Annotated in this window: 18 protein-coding genes; 1 reads left to right on the top strand and 17 read right to left on the bottom strand. The window is 38.6% G+C overall.

From position 1 onward, the window contains the following. Positions 1-831: 831 nt before the first annotated feature. The 13 genes from MWJ95_RS23535 to MWJ95_RS23475 form a co-directional block, all read right to left on the bottom strand. Positions 832-1104 carry a hypothetical protein gene (locus MWJ95_RS23535; RefSeq protein ID WP_249076073.1) on the bottom strand — a complete coding sequence of 91 codons (273 nt, stop codon included), beginning with the start codon at positions 1102-1104 and terminating at the stop codon, positions 832-834. A gap of 197 nt (positions 1105-1301) precedes the next feature. Then, positions 1302-2804 (bottom strand): lysine--tRNA ligase, encoded by a 1503-nt coding sequence (gene lysS, locus MWJ95_RS23530; RefSeq protein ID WP_308221953.1) that lies wholly within the window; start codon positions 2802-2804, stop codon positions 1302-1304. A gap of 230 nt (positions 2805-3034) precedes the next feature. Further along, positions 3035-4075, bottom strand: coding sequence for a tRNA dihydrouridine synthase DusB (gene dusB, locus MWJ95_RS23525; protein WP_249076072.1), 1041 nt, complete (start codon positions 4073-4075; stop codon positions 3035-3037). Between the two features lie 107 nt (positions 4076-4182). Next, positions 4183-4704, bottom strand: a complete 522-nt coding sequence (gene folK / locus MWJ95_RS23520) for a 2-amino-4-hydroxy-6-hydroxymethyldihydropteridine diphosphokinase (RefSeq protein WP_249076071.1) — start codon at positions 4702-4704, stop codon at positions 4183-4185. Continuing rightward, positions 4704-5069: a dihydroneopterin aldolase gene (folB, locus tag MWJ95_RS23515; RefSeq protein WP_249076070.1), complete on the bottom strand. Its 366-nt coding sequence runs from the start codon at positions 5067-5069 to the stop codon at positions 4704-4706. Before folB ends, folK begins: the two co-directional genes overlap by 1 nt. Then, on the bottom strand, positions 5069-5923 hold the full coding sequence (folP, locus tag MWJ95_RS23510; RefSeq protein WP_249076069.1) for a dihydropteroate synthase: 855 nt from the start codon (positions 5921-5923) through the stop codon (positions 5069-5071). Before folP ends, folB begins: the two co-directional genes overlap by 1 nt. A 13-nt stretch (positions 5924-5936) precedes the next feature. Beyond that, a complete protein-coding gene (gene pabC / locus MWJ95_RS23505) occupies positions 5937-6776 on the bottom strand; it encodes an aminodeoxychorismate lyase (protein WP_249076068.1) in 840 nt (279 codons plus the stop codon). After that, entirely contained in the window at positions 6777-7358 is a 582-nt protein-coding gene (pabA, locus tag MWJ95_RS23500; RefSeq protein ID WP_249076067.1) for an aminodeoxychorismate/anthranilate synthase component II, read from the bottom strand. After that, complete coding sequence (locus MWJ95_RS23495) at positions 7355-8764, bottom strand: anthranilate synthase component I family protein (protein ID WP_374110275.1); 1410 nt, start codon at positions 8762-8764, stop codon at positions 7355-7357. The genes pabA and MWJ95_RS23495 overlap by 4 nt, the downstream gene beginning before the upstream one ends. A gap of 163 nt (positions 8765-8927) precedes the next feature. Further along, positions 8928-9857: a cysteine synthase A gene (gene cysK, locus MWJ95_RS23490; protein WP_249107326.1), complete on the bottom strand. Its 930-nt coding sequence runs from the start codon at positions 9855-9857 to the stop codon at positions 8928-8930. A gap of 456 nt (positions 9858-10313) precedes the next feature. Further along, the gene (locus MWJ95_RS23485; protein ID WP_249076065.1) at positions 10314-11285 is read right to left on the bottom strand and encodes a peptidyl-prolyl cis-trans isomerase; all 972 of its coding nucleotides are present in this window, start codon (positions 11283-11285) and stop codon (positions 10314-10316) included. Continuing rightward, a complete protein-coding gene (gene hslO / locus MWJ95_RS23480) occupies positions 11269-12150 on the bottom strand; it encodes an Hsp33 family molecular chaperone HslO (RefSeq protein ID WP_249076064.1) in 882 nt (293 codons plus the stop codon). The genes MWJ95_RS23485 and hslO overlap by 17 nt, the downstream gene beginning before the upstream one ends. A 21-nt stretch (positions 12151-12171) precedes the next feature. After that, positions 12172-12939 (bottom strand): type III pantothenate kinase, encoded by a 768-nt coding sequence (locus MWJ95_RS23475; RefSeq protein ID WP_249076063.1) that lies wholly within the window; start codon positions 12937-12939, stop codon positions 12172-12174. 445 nt (positions 12940-13384) lie between these two features. Here MWJ95_RS23475 and MWJ95_RS23470 point away from each other — a divergent pair, with 445 nt between their 5' ends. Beyond that, positions 13385-13681, top strand: a complete 297-nt coding sequence (locus tag MWJ95_RS23470) for a hypothetical protein (RefSeq protein ID WP_249076062.1) — start codon at positions 13385-13387, stop codon at positions 13679-13681. A gap of 186 nt (positions 13682-13867) precedes the next feature. Here the strand turns inward: MWJ95_RS23470 and MWJ95_RS23465 are convergent, their stop codons facing one another. The 4 genes from MWJ95_RS23465 to tilS form a co-directional block, all read right to left on the bottom strand. Further along, positions 13868-14701, bottom strand: a complete 834-nt coding sequence (locus tag MWJ95_RS23465; RefSeq protein WP_308221952.1) for an aldo/keto reductase — start codon at positions 14699-14701, stop codon at positions 13868-13870. A gap of 144 nt (positions 14702-14845) precedes the next feature. Further along, positions 14846-16870 carry an ATP-dependent zinc metalloprotease FtsH gene (gene ftsH, locus MWJ95_RS23460; RefSeq protein WP_249076061.1) on the bottom strand — a complete coding sequence of 675 codons (2025 nt, stop codon included), beginning with the start codon at positions 16868-16870 and terminating at the stop codon, positions 14846-14848. Positions 16871-17113: 243 nt separating this feature from the next. Continuing rightward, positions 17114-17656: a hypoxanthine phosphoribosyltransferase gene (gene hpt, locus MWJ95_RS23455; RefSeq protein ID WP_249076060.1), complete on the bottom strand. Its 543-nt coding sequence runs from the start codon at positions 17654-17656 to the stop codon at positions 17114-17116. Positions 17657-17720: 64 nt separating this feature from the next. Next, complete coding sequence (tilS, locus tag MWJ95_RS23450) at positions 17721-19127, bottom strand: tRNA lysidine(34) synthetase TilS (protein ID WP_249076059.1); 1407 nt, start codon at positions 19125-19127, stop codon at positions 17721-17723. Positions 19128-19149 lie beyond the last annotated feature (22 nt).

Raw genomic sequence — 19149 nt, 5'->3', positions numbered from 1 at the left:
CAGGATCAAACTCTCCATAAAAAGAAATTTGATTAGCTCAAATTGTTTTGCTGGCATCATGTTTGATGTCCAAAATTGTGTTTTGTTCACTAACTCAAGGTTATCTACTAAAAACTTTATTGATTACGTTTTGCTTGTTCAGTTTTCAAGGTTCATATCGTCGTTGTTTTAACTCAACAACTTTTATATTATAACACTTTTGTTTTTCGTTGTCAACTCTTTTTTTAGAAGTGTTTTTACCTCGTTTCAAAAGTAGCAACTCTTATATAATACCACTCTAGGATTTCAATGTCAACATCTTTTTTAGATGTCTTTTTAAATCCGTTTCATTTCTTGCGTCGTCTTAACGACAAGTAATAATTTATCACGATTCCAATACAACCGCAAGTGTTTTTTGCTATAAATTTATCTTTTTTTATAAATTTAGAATTAGTGAGCTATTTTACGGTTTTTCGAGCACTAAATAATTCTTATAATCTTCTAGCTATCACTATATTTGTTTTACTATACATCTCTTTCTCATAAATCTCAACAAACTAAATAAGAAGAATATAAAAATAGTTCCTTTTCCAACGATACTTTCTTACGCTTTCCTTTGTAAAGCATTTAAAATATCAAATACACATTGTTACTCTAACAAATACTTAACTGCGAAAAAAAGGAGCCAAAGTGATTCTCCTGCACCTCGACTCCTACTTATTCATGTTTATTACTGTTTAACTTATTGTTTTGCTAAACAAAACTAGAAAAAAGAAATCATACTAAGATACAATACTATGCTCCCTTTTCAAATGCGGTAGTCAAAATTAGAAAGTTACAAACCTACCAATTTTAATTACTTTGTTTATCAACAATGTCTAGGCACCAAGTGAAATTATCCCATGCCGAATACCAGCCGCTGAAAATTTCCGAGGAATCATCCCAACGGACATCGAATTTCTTCTGACCGTTTATATCCACTAAATATAAAGAAAGAGTTGGATCTGACTTAGAAACCGCCAATTTCATACCATGTTCAAGCTCTTCTTCAGTTAACAGAACATCTGAGACTGAGCGTACTTGTGCCTGTTCAAATACTGGTTTGTTAAAGATTTTATAATTCATTATAAGCCTCCATTAAACTTCTAATAATTTCTATTTCTACTTTATGTGCAAATTATAGAACTCTAAAAGTATACCTTATATTCGTTCATCATTTAAATACTCTACTTAATTCTTTTAATTTTAACATCCGGTAGAGATAGAAAACAGGAGTCTTAGCGCTTTTCTGCACCTCGACTCCTGCTTTTAACCCGAAATAACTATTTAGTAATATGACGCATCGTTGGGAATAATAATACGTCGCGAATTGATGGTGAATTTGTAAGAAGCATGATTAAGCGGTCGATACCAATACCTAATCCACCTGTTGGAGGCATACCATATTCTAATGCTTCAATGAAATCATTGTCCATTTCGTGCGCTTCATCATTACCCGCTGCTTTTTCAGCTAACTGAGCTTCAAAACGTTCACGTTGGTCTATAGGATCATTTAGTTCTGTAAAGGCATTTGCATGCTCACGTCGAACGATAAATAGTTCGAAACGGTCTGTGAAACGCTCGTCCTCTGGATTTTTCTTTGCTAGAGGTGAGATTTCTACTGGGTGACCGTAAACAAATGTAGGCTGAACAAGCGTCTCCTCAATCTTTTGCTCGAAGAACTCATTAATAATATGCCCTACCTCATGTGTTTCCTTAACTTCTACTCCATGCTCTTTAGCAAGCGCTTGTGCTTGTTCCTTCGTCATAGGTTGCCAGAAGTCTACACCAGTAGCTTCTTTTACTGCATCTACCATATGAACTCGTTTCCAGCCTACAGCAAGATTAATCTCATCTTCACCGTATTGAACTGTAGTAGTACCTAGAACCTCTTTAGCTACATGAGCAATAAGGTTTTCAGTTAGAGACATAATATCTTTGTAATCCGCATAAGCTTCATACAGCTCTATCATTGTGAATTCAGGATTGTGACGTGTTGAAATCCCTTCATTTCGGAAAACACGACCAATTTCGTACACTTTCTCTAGTCCACCAACAATAAGACGTTTCAAATGCAGTTCGATTGCAATACGCATATATAATTCCATATCAAGTGCATTATGGTGTGTAATAAACGGACGAGCCGCTGCACCACCAGCTATTGTATGAAGCATTGGTGTTTCAACTTCTAAATACCCTGCGTTATCTAAATAATTGCGAATAGCACGGATAATTTTAGAACGTGTAATGAATGTTGTTTTACTATCCTCATTCGTCATTAAATCTAAATAACGTTGACGGTAACGTTGCTCAACGTCTTGTAAGCCGTGGAATTTTTCTGGCATAGGACGTAAAGCTTTTGATAGGAATGTAAATTCTTCAGCTTTTACTGAAAGCTCCCCTACTTGTGTTCGGAATACATTACCACGAATCCCTACGATATCGCCTAGGTCAGCTTGTTTAAATAATTCATATGCTTCTTCGCCAACATGATCTTGACGAACGTAAATTTGAATTTGGCCACCTAAATCTTGAATATGTGCAAAGCCCGCTTTCCCTTTACCGCGTTTTGTCATAATACGACCCGCAATAATTACCTCTTGTAGGTTTTCTTCCAGCTGCTCTTTTGTTTGATCTGCAAATTGTTCACGCACTTCAGTTGATAAATGCGTACGTTCAAAACGACTACCAAATGGATCTTGACCATTATCTCGAATAGCCGTCATTTTTTGGCGTCTCACCAAAAGCTGATCATTTAATTCTTCTATGTTTGACACTTGTTTCACTCCTTATTAAATTGTCCGTGTTGCGTTTACGTCCATAATATTTCTATTGTACACAATTTTATTGTTGTAATCATCTGTTTCGGTTTAATTTCCATAACAGAAGAAATAATTAATAATTCTAAAAACTAATGTTGACAGAAAAATAGACGTCTCAAAACGAACAGTGAGACGCCTCTTTCATTTAATCTTTATACCTTGGCATAATTGCGTATGAAATCAGATGAAAGAAGTTATATAATTAATTCTTTCGTTCCTGGTACTATTAATTTAGATTCAAGCTCTTCATAGTCTTGTACAAGTCCATTTAATAATACACGAAGCTCTGCCGCAGTTTCTGTTTGGTTAATCTCTTTTCGCGCTTTACCGTTACCGCGAATACCTTTTAAATACCACGAAGCATGTTTACGCATTTCACGTACGGCCACAGATTCTCCCTTTAATTGCATAAGGCGTTCAAAGTGAAGCAAGCATACATCAATTTTTTCACGTACACTTGGCTCTTCCTTTAGCTCACCAGTTTCAAGGTATTGAACTGTACGATAAATCATCCACGGATTCCCTAAAGCAGCGCGTCCAATCATGACTGCATCTACCCCAGTAGTATCAAGCATACGTTTTGCATCTTGGGGCGTTTCTACATCACCATTACCGAGCACAGGAATCTTTACATTTTCCTTTACTTGACGAATGATATCCCAATTCGCTTTTCCTTCGTACATTTGCACACGAGTACGTCCATGAACAGCTATCGCTGAAGCACCAGCGCGTTCGGCAGCTTGTGCGTTCTCAACTGCAAAGATATGCTCGTCATCCCAACCAATACGCATTTTTACGCTGACAGGTTTTTTAACCGCATCGACAACAGCCGCTACCATTTCATATAATTTATCCGGGTCTAAAAGTAAACGAGCGCCCGCTTCACATTTAATAATTTTATTCACTGGACAGCCCATATTAATATCGATAATGTCAGCAGTTGTATTTTCATCTACATACTTAGCCGCTTCCACTAGCGTCGTCTTATCCCCACCAAAAATTTGCAACGAAAGTGGATTTTCACGCTCATCAATATATAGCATACCTAATGTTTTCTCGTTCTTTTGGACAATTCCTTTATCACTAATCATTTCTGCATATACTAGCCCTGCTCCGAACTCCTTAACAGTTAAACGGAAAGCAGAGTTACAAATCCCTGCCATTGGCGCTAATACGACACGGTTGTCCATGACTATATCGCCAATTTGAAACGGCTTCTCCGTTGTCTGACTCAATGTTGTCCTCCTTCTATAGGTTTTCACCTATTTCTATATATATCTATCGTTAATGCTATGCAATTATAGGTAATACACCAATAATCCTTGACCACTGGATTAGCAACTTAATGAACGGACTGCATCATTTTCAGCTCTGCTGTTGCTTGCCATAAAGTAACGCCTTCCTCTTCACAGTCCAACTGTTCCATTATATCATGTGCCCTTTGCAGTTGTTTTCCAACTGGTACAGGCGTAATTTCTATCAATGGTACTAACACGAAAGCTCGCTCATACATTCTTGGATGCGGAACAATTAAGCTTTCTGTTTCAATATTTTCGTGATTGAAGAGCAAAATGTCAAGGTCTATGATCCGAGGACCCCATCGAAATTCACGAACACGTCCTAGTTCACTTTCAACCCACTGGCAAGTTTTTAGCATTTCGGAAGATGAATAACTCGTTTTAATATGAACAGCAATATTTAAAAAGTCTGCTTGGTCGGTGTAGCCTACGGCAGCTGTTTCATAAACAGATGAAATGTGTACAACTTCAATTTCCTCTTTGCCTTTTAAAAGGCTAACAGCATGTTGTAAATTGTCCAATCGATCTCCCATATTTGTACCAATCGATAAATACACATCATTCATTAGTAATCACCTCTCGTTACCTCTACCGATACTTCTTTATAATAGCCATGGATTGGTGGGTCTGGTTTAATAAGCTCCACGCGAACACCCTTAACCTTTTCTGGGTACGTTTCTAAAATACAATTTGCTATTTTCGATACAAGTGCTTCAATAAGCTTGAATGGCTCGCCTTCTACGATATCACGGCATAATGCATAAACCTCTGCATAATTCACCGTGTAATCCAAGTCATCAGTCTCTCCAGCCTTTGTCATATCTACAGCAAGTGAAACATTAGCACGGAAGCGTTGACCGAGTGTTGTTTCTGCTGCCAAAACACCATGATACCCATAAAACTGCATATCTTTTAAATGAATATAGTCCATCACGCTTCCTCCTTGTAAATACGTTTACCAACTAAAATATCAGCCATATGTGTAGCTCGTGCCATTTCCTTTACATCATGCACACGAATCATATGACATCCTTTTTCAATACCGTAAACAACTGTTGCACCTGTACCTTCAATACGCTCCTCAACAGGCAGCTTTAAGACATTACCAATCATCGATTTGCGTGAAGTCGCTAGTAAAACAGGATAACCCATTGCTACTAAATCCTCTAAATGCTGCATCATTTTTATATTTTGAGCGGTAGTTTTCGCAAAGCCTATACCCGGATCTAAAATAATATGATTGTCTGGTATACCTGCATTTCGGGCAATAGCAATACTTTTCTCTAAGTCTGCCTTTGCAGTCATCCAGAAATCAGCACCATAATCAGTGTTATCTCGATTATGCATTAAAATAATAGGTACATTTAAATCTGCAGCAACCTGTGCAATATCAGGTTCAGCTTGCGCTCCCCAAATATCGTTAATAATATGCGCACCAGCTTTAATGGCTGCACGAGCTACGTTCGCTTTATACGTATCAACAGATATAATTGCTGGCACTTCGGCTACTAATGCTTGAATAACTGGTACAATTCGCGCAATTTCATCTTCATCGGAAATACGCTCATAACCTGGCCGTGTTGATTCCCCGCCAACATCAATAATTTTAGCACCCTCTGCTACCATTTTTTTCGCTTGTACAACTGCAGCTTCAACCTTATTGTACTTTCCTCCGTCTGAAAATGAATCCGGTGTGACATTTAAAATACCCATCACAAAAGTTTCTGCTGTATAGTCTAACGTGATACCGTTAATTGTTAATGGTGTTTTATATTTTTCTAGCATGTTAACTCTCCTTCTATTCTTGTCCCACTTCATTGACAAATGCTTCATGTAAACGCGAATAAACAGGTCCTTTATTGCCTAATAATTGCTGGCTCTCTAATGTAAGGATTGGAACAAGCTCTTGTATAGAGTTAGTAATAAAGCACTCTGAGCTTTGCTCTATATCCTCTCTAGTAAAGAAACCTTCTTTCACCTTAATCCCCAGAGATTGTGCTCGCTCAATTACCCACGCTCGGATAATTCCAGGTAAAATACCAGTCTCTAAAGAAGGCGTATATAGTATATCATCTTTCACCCAAAAGATATTTGATGTTATCCCTTCAGCAACAAAGCCCTCTTCCGTTAAAAAGAAGCCCTCTTGTTGCGCTAAAGATGGCATCTCAAAACGTCCAAGAACGTTATTGCCATAATGGTGCGACTTTACTCGGAGCCCTTTTTCAGGTGTGTTACGCGGTGTTACAAGCCATTGTGCGTTTTTTTCCATACCTCGAGGTGTATCATGTAATTCTTTGCGAAAAACAATAATATTCGGATTTCTATATTCAGTAGGTTGTAAACCTATACTATGCTCTCCAGCTGAGACATTTATACGGAAATACCCATCCTGTCCATTGGCCTGTTCATTTAATTGTTGAACAACCTTTAACAAATCCTCTTCAGCATACGGCATATGAATACGATATTGAGAAAGCGCGTTTTGCAACCTTTCCATATGCGCTTCCCAGCAAAACACCTTTCCCTTATACGTTCGAAACGTTTCAAAAAAGCCTAACCCGTATAAAAATCCATGATCAAATGGTGAAATGCGCAAATCCTGCGCCGCCATGTAGTCTCCATTCATCCAGCACAGCATCTACTTTGCTCCCCCAACATACAAATCTACAAATTGGCGTAGAAGTTTTTTACCTTGCTCCGTCATAATCGATTCAGGATGATATTGCACTCCCTCAATTGGATAGTCCTTATGACGTATACCCATAATTTCGCCTTCTTCTGTCCATGCCGTCACTTCAAAACACGCCGGTAATGTTTCTTTTTCTACTATTAACGAATGATAGCGTGTTGCGGCAAATGGATTTGGCATCCCTTTATGCAAACCTATTTCATCATGTAACACCGGTGATGTTTTACCATGCATCAAACGCTCAGCCCGTATAACATTCCCTCCGAATACTTGAGCAATAGCCTGATGGCCAAGACAAACGCCTAAAATCGGAATATTTCCCGCGAAATACTTAATAATGTTCAGACTTTCACCCGCTTCATTCGGGCTACATGGGCCTGGCGAAATAACAATCATATCTGGAGCAAGCCGCTCTATATCTTTCACTGTCAATACATCGTTTCTCTTGACCACTAATTCATGGCCAAACTCCCCGAAATATTGTGCAAGGTTATACGTAAAAGAATCGTAGTTATCAATCATTAAAATCATTTTGCTCGCTCCTCTGCCATTGCCTTTGCTTGCCACATTGCTTTCGCTTTATTCAAAGATTCTTGGTATTCTCTTTCCGGAACAGAATCAATAACAATCCCTGCTCCAGCCTGAATATGCGCTACTCCATCTTTAACAAATGCTGTACGAATAACGATATTAAATTCCATATCACCAGTAAAGCCTAGCCAGCCAATTGAACCCGTATATAATCCTCGTCTTACAGGTTCTAATTCTTCAATAATCTCCATCGTACGAATTTTCGGTGCACCCGTTATTGTCCCACCCGGGAACATAGCACGGATAACGTCTGCATTGGTTTTCCCTTCAGCTATTTCTCCTCGTACATTGGAGACAATGTGCATCACATGTGAGTAGCGTTCAATTACCATGAACTCATCTACTTCAACCGTCCCGTATGTAGATACTCTCCCTAAATCATTACGCTCTAAATCAACAAGCATTACATGTTCAGCACGTTCCTTATCGTTATCAATCAATTCCTGCGCTAATGCTAAATCCTCTTCCTCGGATCTTCCTCTAGGTCGTGTACCAGCGATTGGTCGAGTAGACAACTCATTACCGTGACGCTTCACCAAAAGCTCAGGAGAACCAGAAACAACAGCAAAATCCGGAGCTTCTATATAAGCCATGTACGGTGAAGGATTAAATGCACGTAATGCTTCATATACATCCATAGCAGTCGCCTTTAACTTTTTAGATTGACGTACTGACAAATTCACTTGAAATACATCACCTTGCGCTATGTATGTTTGGATTTTACTTACCGCTTCCTCAAAGGCAGTTCCAGCAAATGATACTAATAATTCACTTTCGTCATTTACTATTTCTACAGCGCTTGTTTTTTCAAATTTACGTCTAAGCAGTCCTTCTTGTGCGGCCACTTGCCACTCATTAGCCCATTCTTCCAAATTCACATTACAGTCTGTTAGCTTCATAAGCGTTACTTTATTTGTTTTCGCATCGTGTACTGCCCAGCAATCAAAAATATAAAAATAAATATCTGGTATATGTAGATCATCTACAGCATTATTAGGTAACATTTCAATTTTACGAGCATAATCGTATGCAACAAATCCGATAGCTCCACCTTGAAAAACAGGAAGCTCCGCATTATATAAAATGTGATAGTTCTCCACTAATTTCTCTAACAAAGCAAGAGGCTCACCGATTAAATTTTCCATCTCACCATTTCGCCAATTTACAAGCAAACCATTCTCGATCGATTGTGCTGTAGCTAGCGGATTCCAAGCAGCTATTGTAAAATTCCCTCCGCGTCCACTTTCTAAAAATACATGTGCTTGTTCTGCTTCTGTTTGCTTCTTATAACTATAAAAAAACGAGTCTGCATCCATCGATATTGTTTTCGTCAGTATTGTCTTCAAGTTGCTATTCCCCTTTAAGTCATATGATGTGATTCCATCTTAACGTGAATATTGCCTGGAAGCGAATATTTTTCAATTTAAGCACTGTATGTTTCTACATTCGGAAAGATATAAATAACAACAAAAAAAGACTCCTCTTAAAGGAGCCTTACGAACAAATAGATTAGTCTTCAAATTGATATAAAGGTGTAGATAAATAACGTTCTCCGTTAGAAGGTACGATTGCAAGAACATTCGAGCCCTTCCCTAAACGTTTTGCCGCTTCAATCGCAACATGAATAGCTGCACCTGATGAAATACCGCATAAAATGCCTTCTTCACGCGCTACTTTACGAGCTACCTCGAAAGCAATCTCATTTTCAACCGGGGCTACAGAAGAATAGACATCTGTATCTAACACTTCTGGTACGAAGCCAGCTCCAATACCTTGAATTTTATGAGGCCCTGGTTGCCCACCTGAAAGCACTGGTGAATCTTTTGGCTCAACCGCAATAATCTCAATATCCGGATATTTCTCTTTTAGCACTGCCCCCGCACCCGTAATTGTACCACCAGTACCGACACCAGCAACAAATGCATCTAATTTTAAACCATCAAATGCTTCTACAATTTCCGGACCAGTTGTTAAACGGTGAACAACAGCATTAGCTGGGTTCGTGAATTGCTGTGGTAAGAAGTAGCCTTGTTCAACAGATAATTCTTCTGCTTTTGCAATTGCCCCTTTCATACCTGCTGGCCCAGGTGTTAATACAAGCTCTGCACCATATGCACGTAATAAGTTACGACGCTCTAAGCTCATTGTTTCTGGCATTACTAAAATCGCTTTATAACCTTTAGCGGCAGCAATCATCGCAAGACCAATACCCGTGTTACCAGAAGTAGGTTCGATAATTGTACCACCTGGCTTTAATGTACCGTCTTTTTCAGCCGCTTCAATCATCGCTAAAGCTAAACGGTCTTTCACTGAGCTTCCCGGGTTAAAATATTCTAATTTTACATAAACAGTACCTTCGTTTTCACCTGTTGCATGATTTAACTTAACAATTGGTGTTTTACCAACTAATTCAGCTACTGAGTTTGCTAATCTACTCATATATCAATCCACTCCTAATCCCTACTATTTTTATAGGTTTTACTTAATTTTGATTTTATCAATTTTTCCATTCGATTGTCAATAAATATAACTTATATTTTCAGAATATTTATTGACATCGTTCCATAAACCTTTTCATCTTGTCGAAATTCTTCATAAGATTTTTAACCGACATATGCGAATGAAGGGAAATAAAAATCTGCTCAATATCCTAGGGGTGACGTTACTCCATTGACGCTAAACGTCTGCAGGGGTTCCCCTGACTCACTTTCCCCGCAGATATCTTGCAGATTCTTTAACTTCTTTCAGTAGATGTTTTTTTGTAACGAAAGAGCTTAGTGACAGATACAGAAGCCTCCCACCTCTAAAGATGGTGAACTGAAAGAAGTTAAAGCCTTCGATCTGCAGGCTACAATTATGTTATGCCATAATTGATACTCATTTCAGAGCAATCTGTTATTTACCTTTTTTCGATTCACCATAATACCAAGTTGCATTAAATTCAGACCAAAACGTTTCCGGTGTAACATGTTGTGGCAATTGCTCTAACGCGAGCTCACGTTCAATATGTTCTTTCACATCGTCATATGTAAAGGATTGTCCTTCTGTTATCTCTTGAACTTGTACAATTCCGTAATGACCATTAGCAAGCTTAAATGCTTTACTAACCTCATTTGCTTTTAAAGCCTTTACTGCTTTTAAAATGGCAGGATCGACATTTTCTTGATTTTCTGTAAGGAAACCAATATCTCCACCTAAGCTAGCTGACGCACTATCTACTGAAATTTCACGTGCTAGCACCGAAAAATCAGCGGGATCTTTTATTTCACTTAATGCTTCCTCAGCAGCTTTTTTTGAATTCACTTCTATAAGATTCGTACGATAGCTTGTCTTCGTATTGTACAGTGCCTGATTTTCCTCATAATATTTTTTAATACTACCTTTTTTTATAACCACATCTTTTGTCAGTACCTTATCCAAAATAAGCTGTGAGCGGATTTTTTGTCGCAGCTGCTCTGAAGAAAGGTTTTGCATCGCAGTATCAAATTTATCTTGAGCAGAACGCATTAAGGCTAATTCTAAATCAATCTCCTTATCCGTTACTTGTATTTTAAACTTTTTAGCTGCCTTCTCCATTACCGATTCATTCACTAAATTTTGTAACGTCTCTTTACCATAGCGTTCTTCCATGGCAACCATCCACTGTTGACGTGTAATACTATCCCCGTCAACGGTAGCGACTTGCTCGTCGCTACCTATTTCCTGGTCTTTATTAGGAATTAACCAAGTAATGAACCATAAAATGTTTCCTAATAATAAGATTGCAATAACTGTTAAAGCCGGTTTTGTCTTAAGACGGCGTTGCAATAAGGGCGTTTGGTTGGGTGTTGTAGTGGTTACAGGTCGTCGATTACGCGTTGAGCTCATCGATAAATCCTTCTAACTCTTCTTTTGAGAAGTAGTATTTTTCTAAACAGAAGTGACATTCTGCTTCTGCTTCACCATCTTCTTCAATCATTTCTCTAATTTCCTGTGTCCCTAACCCTAAAATCGCTGCACCAAATCGCTCTTTTGAACATTGACATTTAAATTCTACCGGCATGGAATCTAAAATTTGTAGATGACCTTTTCCTAATACAGCTTCTAAAATTTGTTCAGGTGTAAAACCTTTTTCAATCATTTTTGAAACAGGCTCTATTGTAGAAAGATGCTGCTCAATTTCATTGATTGTTTCTTCCTCACAACCTGGCATTAATTGAAGGATAAAGCCACCAGCTGCCAGAATTGTGTTATCAGGGTTTACTAAAACGCCTAATCCAACTGACGAAGGTACCTGCTCTGACGTAGCAAAATAGTAAGTAAAGTCCTCAGCAATTTCACCTGATACAATCGGTGTTTGTCCAGAGAACATATCTCTTAAGCCTAGATCTTTTACGATTGTTAATGCACCCTCAGTTCCAACACCTGCTCGAACATCAAGCTTGCCGTGCTCATTTAAATCGAAATGAACGTGAGGATTTGTTACAAAGCCACGAACTTCACCATGCGCGTTACTGTCAATTACCATTGGACCGATTGGACCGTTCCCCTCAATTTTAACGGTGATTTTTTCCTCACCCTTTAACATAGCGCCCATCATCACCGTAGCAGTCATAGAACGGCCTAGGGCAGCCGATACAACAGGCCATGTATTATGACGACGTTGCGCTTCTCCTACAGTTGCTGTTGTACAAGCTGCAAAAACGCGAACCTGTCCGTTAAACCCTAAACCTCGTACTAAATAGTCTTTCATAAATGAAAAGTCCCTCATTTCTTATTGATTACGTTTATATAGCTTATATAAGCCTTTTAATGTTAAAAACGGGTCGACTACATCAATAACTTGTGTCTCCCCAGCAATTAAATTCGCTAATCCTCCAGTAGCAATTACTAAAGGTTCTTCCTTACTTTGTGCTTTCATGCGATTAACAATTCCCTCAACTTGTCCAACAAAGCCATAAAAAATTCCGGCCTGCATAGCAGATACGGTTGTCTTTCCAACAATATGTGTAGAACGCAATATTTCAATACGCGGCAATCTAGCTGCCTGTGTATAGAGCGCCTCTGTTGAAATCGAAATACCCGGAGCGATAGCACCGCCCATATAATCGCCTTTTTCGTTTAAATAACAGTATGTTGTAGCAGTACCAAAATCAACGATAATCAGTGGTCCTTTATAAACATCAAGCGCTGCAATAGCGTTCACTATGCGGTCTGACCCAACTTCACGTGGGTTTTCATATTTAATATTTAATCCTGTTTTCACACCTGGTCCTACAACGAGTGGTTTTTTGCGAAAATACTTTTGACACATCGCTTCTAACGAAAACATTATCGGTGGTACAACAGAGGATATAATAATGCCTGTAATCTGTTCAAATGAAATGCCTGCATGATTAAAGAAAGATAATACTTGCATTGCGTATTCATCTTCTGTTTTATGAAGGTCTGTCACCATACGCCAATGGAAAGCCAATTGATCGTTGTCATCATAGACACCTAATACGATATTCGAATTTCCTGCATCTAAAACTAAAATCATGGTCGATGCCTCCTATTTATTGCCCCTCATCGTAATTGTACCTGTCACTATGCAATTGATACAACTAAAACAATGCATACTCATGCACAAAATGTAAAGTTAAAACACTTTAGAAAATGATACCACACTTTTATTCCTACGAAATAGCATTCATCTCACTACAAAATGGAGTCACCCTCATCATGGGTATCTCCTTTCAATAATTTATTTCCTATCACCAAAACGTGGGGTTGATTTCCGTTCCGGCTGGGTGCTTTGTTGCTGTCGCTTCGCTTTCGCACAGATAAAACATTGCCGCTGACGCTTCGCTTTCGCGCAGAGCAGAGCTTCCTGGGGGCGTCCGATGAGCCGCTTCACTCGCGTTGCTCGCTCCAGGGTCTCGGGCCAACAGATGTCTTTTGCGCGAAAGCGTAGTGCAACGTAGCGGCAGCAGAGGGTTTTGTTTGTGCGAAAGCGTAGCGACAGCAACAGCACCGATGTTGGTCACGAAGGCGTTATCACAGGATGTGATGATTTTAGCCTTCGTTCCTCTATTGCTGATCCCCAAGGAGTCACCCAGCCTCCACTTCAATCAACTTATCCGCATGACATACGTTTTAAACAAAATGACATCCAACTTTTTAGTTTGAGCGGAACCTTTTCAGGAGTTATTGACCAACTTTTAAATTTTATCGACCAACTTTTACGTTTTATCTACCAACTTCTGAATTTTATCGACCAACTTTCACGTTTTATCACCTAACTTCTAATTTTTATCGACATCCACCTTCCGAAGAGCAAAAAGGATTCACACACAAAACTGTGCGTGAATCCCTTTATTTATAGCGTTCATTCTTAAATTGCACAAATTGGAGTGGAAGGCTACTCGACTCCCGTGGGAAAGTGGGTAGCCTGGAACGGAAATCAAATTACTTTTTTAGTATGAAAATTATTTAAAATTAAATTTTTCTGGGTCTGGTCCGCAACGTAATCCATCGTTTAGTGCATCTAACTGAGCCATTTCATCCTCTGTTAATGCAAAGTCAAAGACCATTAGATTTTCAGTCATTCGTGCAGGAGTCATTGTTTTTGGAATAGTGACTACACCATGCTGTACATCATAGCGTAACACGATTTGTGCTGGTGTTTTGCCATATTTAGAAGCTAGCTGCTGAATCATTGATTCTTCTAACAAAGAACCATTCATAAGTGGTGACCATGCTTCTACCTGTATTCCTTTTTCCTTACAATAGGCACGTACTTCCTCTTGCGTTAAGTGCGGATGAAATTCAATTTGATTTATAACAGGAACAACCGACGTTTCCTTTAATAAATTTTCTAAATGGTGGACATGGAAATTACTCACACCGATTGAGCGTACACGTCCATCCTGATAGATCTTTTCAAGTGCTTTATAAACATCAACATAATTTGTATTTATACCTGGCCAGTGAACCAAATATAAATCTAAATAATTTAATCCTAATTTCTCCAAACTACGATCATAAGCTGCAAGTGTTTCTTCATAGGAGAGTCCATCATTCCAAACTTTTGATGTTACGAATAGTTCTTCACGTGTTACTAAGCCCTCGTCAATCGCTGCACGAATTCCCCGTCCAACACTTTCTTCATTACGATATACTTGAGCTGTATCAATGCTACGGTAACCTTTTGCAATAGCTGTTTTTACAGCCTCAGCCAAGTCATCACCTTCAGGTACTCGAAAAACACCATAGCCGATTAACGGCATTTCTAAACCATTATTCAATGTTACATTTCTCACGTTTCAACACTCCTATCTATTTTGGCCCCAAAACACTTAAGAACCTATATTACGCAGTTGCGCAATGTAGGTTCTATCGTAATACCTAATACCGAAAAAAGGCAAAGAAAAAGACTGCTTACATCGTAAACAGTCTTCTCTACATTAATCACGCTTTTCATCGATACCTTTTGATGTATCATTCAGCCCTCTGTCCTCTTTAGGTAAATCAGCTGTTGTAGGATTTGGTTCATTGTTAAGTAATTCTTTCTTAACAACTGGTTCACCAACAACATCTAATATTGGCTGAGTCTCAGCTTCAGGAGCTTTTTCTACAACCTTTTCTACCTCTGGTTCAGGTAAGACACCGTGATCGCGTAAATGCTCAATTTCTTGCGCATTCAATGTTTCTTTTTGCATTAATGTGTTAGCAATTAAATCAAGTAATGCACGTTTCTCAGTTAGGATTCGTTTAGTACGCTCATATTGTGAATCGATAATTTTTTGCATTTCCTTATCAATTTCATAAGCGATTGAATCAGAATAGTTTTGATCTGAATTAAAGTCACGACCAAGGAATACATTCCCACCCTGACTTGAACCAAACTGCATTGCACCAAGATTTTCACTCATACCATATTCAGTGACCATGGCACGTGCAATACTCGTTACCTTTTGGAAGTCATTATGTGCCCCAGTAGATACTTCACCAAGTACGATTTCCTCTGCCACACGACCACCAAGTAGTCCAGCAATACGGTCTAGTAGTTCTTGTTTTGTTGTGAAGAAACGTTCTTCCTTCGGTAACATAATTGCGTAACCTCCAGCTTGGCCACGAGGAACAATTGTTACTTTGTGTACTGTATCTGCTTCATCTAGCTCTAAACCAACAACTACGTGGCCGGCTTCATGGAACGATACAAGTTTCTTCTCTTTCGCTGAGTAAACGCGGCTAGCTTTTGCCGGACCTGCAATTACTCGGTCTGATGCCTCATCGATATCAGCCATATTGATTGTACGTTTGCTTTTACGAGCAGCTACAAGTGCAGCTTCATTTAACAAGTTCTCTAAGTCCGCACCCGAGAAACCTGGTGTACGTTGAGCAACAGCTGCTAAATCCACAGTATCTGATAAAGGCTTGTTGCGCGCATGTACTTTTAGAATTGCTTCACGACCTTTTACATCAGGATGTCCTACTGTAATTTGACGGTCAAATCGACCAGGACGTAATAACGCTTTATCTAAAATATCTGGGCGGTTTGTTGCAGCGATAATAATAATACCTTCGTTTGCCCCGAAACCATCCATTTCAACTAACAATTGGTTCAGTGTTTGTTCACGCTCGTCATGGCCACCACCAAGACCTGCGCCACGTTGACGACCTACCGCATCAATTTCATCGATAAAGATGATACATGGTGCGTTTTTCTTTGCATTTTCAAATAAGTCACGAACACGTGATGCACCGACACCGACAAACATTTCTACGAAGTCAGAACCTGAAATCGAGAAGAATGGTACGCCTGCTTCACCTGCTACTGCTCGTGCAAGTAATGTTTTACCTGTACCAGGAGGACCTACAAGTAAGATACCCTTTGGAATTCGAGCACCTATTTCAGTAAATTTACGGTGATCTTTTAAGAAATCAACAACCTCTACAAGCTCTGCTTTCTCTTCATCTGCACCCGCTACATCTGTAAAACGAACTTTTTTCTTCTGGTCGTCATAAAGCTTGGCTTTACTTTTACCAAAGCTCATTACTTTATTACCGCCACCTTGAGATTGACTCATTAGGAAGAAGAATAAGAAAATGATAATGATGAAAGGAATAATCCCTGTAAAGAACTGAATCCATCCACTTGTTTCTGGCGCTGTTAAAAATGTAATATTACTATTCTTATCCTTAGCAGCCTTATCGATACGGTCCATTAAAGATTGGTTTTCACGAGGGATGTTTGTAGTAAAGCTTTCCCCTTTTTCATACCCCTTCATTGAACCTTCAACGATGTATACTGATTTATCAGGTTGAATTGTAGCACTTGTTATTTCATTCTTATCTAGAGCTTCTTGAAACTCAGTATAAGATAACTCTTTCGTTGGTGATTTCCCACCATTGAAAGTACCAAAAATACCGATAATCACTAAGAAAATCAGTAAATAGAATATGGTATATCGAAATATTCGATTCATCTCCAGCCTCCTCATTACAACAGAAAAATTATAAGTAAAATCTTAACATATCCTGATTTCATCATACAACGAAAAGCCCTACATAAAAAAAGATTCGTACGATTTTTGTCGAAATCAAAAAATATTATTTATCAAGTATGCTCCAGCGTAGTTGATTTATGGTTAAAAAAACTAAAAATCTATAACCTTCGCTGGAGGCTCTTACTTTTCATAGCTGTTGTTCTTACGTTAACTTCTTACTCGTTAGAAAGAATAAACTGCTGGCTTTAAAATACCGATATACGGTAAATTACGGTATTTTTCAGCGTAGTCTAAACCATACCCTACAACAAAACCGTCTGGTACTTCAAAACCAACATAATCAGCAGCTAAGTTTACTTTACGACCTGATGGTTTGTCTAACAATGTAACAATTTTGATGGATTTTGCTTTGCGGTATTTAAATAAATCTACTAAATAGCTTAATGTTAAGCCGCTATCAATAATATCCTCAATGATTAATACGTCACGTCCCTCAACGCTTGTATTTAAATCCTTTAAAATTTTAACTTCCCCTGATGAAACTGTAGCATTGCCATAGCTAGAAACATCCATAAAATCAAGCTCAATGAAAGAATCGAAACGTTTCATCAAGTCTGTCATAAATGGCATTGCCCCTTTTAAAACACCAACTGCTAGCGGGAATGCATCTTTGTATTCCTCTGTCAATTGTGCTCCTAACTCAGCGATTCTTTCTTGCAATTGTTCTTCTGTAATCATAACTTTTTCGATGTCATTTTGTAACATATTGATTCCTCCTCGAGTGTTTAAAAAAATGTTCAACCATTTGCGGTGAGATCTTACAAAGACCTTAGTCTACGATGAGCACTGTATCATCGTTTGGTTGCGGAGAAGTTGAAAAAAACATTCCCATACGCACACCAATTACCGCTACGACCTCATCAGATTGAGAAATCAGTAACGGCCAGCTATTTCGCTCATTTAAAGGAATCTTTTCATCTATAAAAAGGCGAGATAAGCGTTTTGGCTGATCCATTCCTTTTAACAGCATTCTATCCCCTTCCTTACGTGTTCTAACATGAAGCGGAAGTTTAAGTTTGCTAGCGTTAAAATAAAAAAGTTGTGCAGTATCCGTCAGCATTTCAGACGATAAATCAGGCACCTCGACTACGCATAAACGTTCACCATTTGTCAGCGTCGTCCACCCACTAGCAGTCGAAATAATCTTTTTCTCAGGAGAAGCTTGACCTTCTAATGGCTCTTTCTTCTGAATCGTTAATTTTCCATAACGGCGAACTGCTATAAAATCTTCTGGTAAGTGAACTTCAGCATACCCTGCTGTTGTATCACAAAGCTTTGAAATTGAAGTCAATAAAGCATAACTTTGTATCGTATTTGAATCTTTGTAAAGATAGTTTAATAGTATTAAAATGAGCCTCCTTTGTAAAGCAAGTGGTACCAATTGAAGAGCCTTAATTTCCATGCTATATGTATTTCCGTCTATTCTTTTTACTGTTCTAGAAAATACATCTTCTGCTAACGTCATTAAATAGGCATCGTCTTCTTGCAATTGTTTTGTAAAATGGACTATCTGCTCTGTTACTCTAGGGTTTTCTGCCTCCAACAAAGGCACCACATGATGTCTAAAACGATTGCGTACATATGTGTCCTTAGCATTGCTAGCATCTTCCCGATAATCTAAACCTTGCTTAAGTAAATATTCCCTTATTTCTGATTTTGTAACCGTTAAAAACGGACGAATTAATGTTTTTCCTTCAAAAATACGTTGTGAACGTATACCTTGCATACTATTTATCGTTGCATTTTTTGTTAAGGCCATTAATACTGACTCCAGTTGGTCGTCCGCATGATGTGCAGTTACAAGCTTACTAGCATCGTTTTTTTTCATGACCTCTTTAAAATATTGATACCGCTCTCTACGACATATAAGCTGCGTATTTCCATTTTCTAAAGCCATAATTTCTGGTATCGGAATTGCCTTTGCATATAAGTTGACATCATACTCATCACAATATTTCTGGACAAAAGCTCTGTCCTCAGCAGATGCTTTACCTCTTAGCATATGATCAACATGTACAGCTTCCACTGTAATGCCCCATTGCTCTTTTGTTTTCACAAAATAATGGAGCAAAGCCATTGAATCCACTCCACCCGAAACGGCGATGAGAAGATGGTCGTCTTGCTGTAATAATTGCTCTTCTTCGATAAATTTTTTGACCTTTAATTCAAATGACAAACGCTTCTCCTCCCCTTTTCGT

The organism is Lysinibacillus sp. Bpr_S20 (genome assembly GCF_023337835.1).
GTDB lineage: Bacteria > Bacillota > Bacilli > Bacillales_A > Planococcaceae > Lysinibacillus.
The sequence above is the reverse complement of the archived record's forward strand: the minus strand, read 5'-3'. Positions and strand labels throughout refer to the sequence as shown.

Coding starts and splice junctions, on each gene's coding strand:
- pabA (WP_249076067.1), bottom strand. CDS start 7,358: ATGATTTTAATGATTGATAACTACGATTCTTTTACGTATAACCTTGCA.
- MWJ95_RS23485 (WP_249076065.1), bottom strand. CDS start 11,285: ATGAGCTCAACGCGTAATCGACGACCTGTAACCACTACAACACCCAAC.
- folP (WP_249076069.1), bottom strand. CDS start 5,923: ATGCTAGAAAAATATAAAACACCATTAACAATTAACGGTATCACGTTA.
- hslO (WP_249076064.1), bottom strand. CDS start 12,150: ATGAAAGACTATTTAGTACGAGGTTTAGGGTTTAACGGACAGGTTCGC.
- pabC (WP_249076068.1), bottom strand. CDS start 6,776: ATGCTGTGCTGGATGAATGGAGACTACATGGCGGCGCAGGATTTGCGC.
- hpt (WP_249076060.1), bottom strand. CDS start 17,656: ATGTTACAAAATGACATCGAAAAAGTTATGATTACAGAAGAACAATTG.
- MWJ95_RS23475 (WP_249076063.1), bottom strand. CDS start 12,939: ATGATTTTAGTTTTAGATGCAGGAAATTCGAATATCGTATTAGGTGTC.
- MWJ95_RS23535 (WP_249076073.1), bottom strand. CDS start 1,104: ATGAATTATAAAATCTTTAACAAACCAGTATTTGAACAGGCACAAGTA.
- folK (WP_249076071.1), bottom strand. CDS start 4,704: ATGAATGATGTGTATTTATCGATTGGTACAAATATGGGAGATCGATTG.
- ftsH (WP_249076061.1), bottom strand. CDS start 16,870: ATGAATCGAATATTTCGATATACCATATTCTATTTACTGATTTTCTTA.
- folB (WP_249076070.1), bottom strand. CDS start 5,069: ATGGACTATATTCATTTAAAAGATATGCAGTTTTATGGGTATCATGGT.
- cysK (WP_249107326.1), bottom strand. CDS start 9,857: ATGAGTAGATTAGCAAACTCAGTAGCTGAATTAGTTGGTAAAACACCA.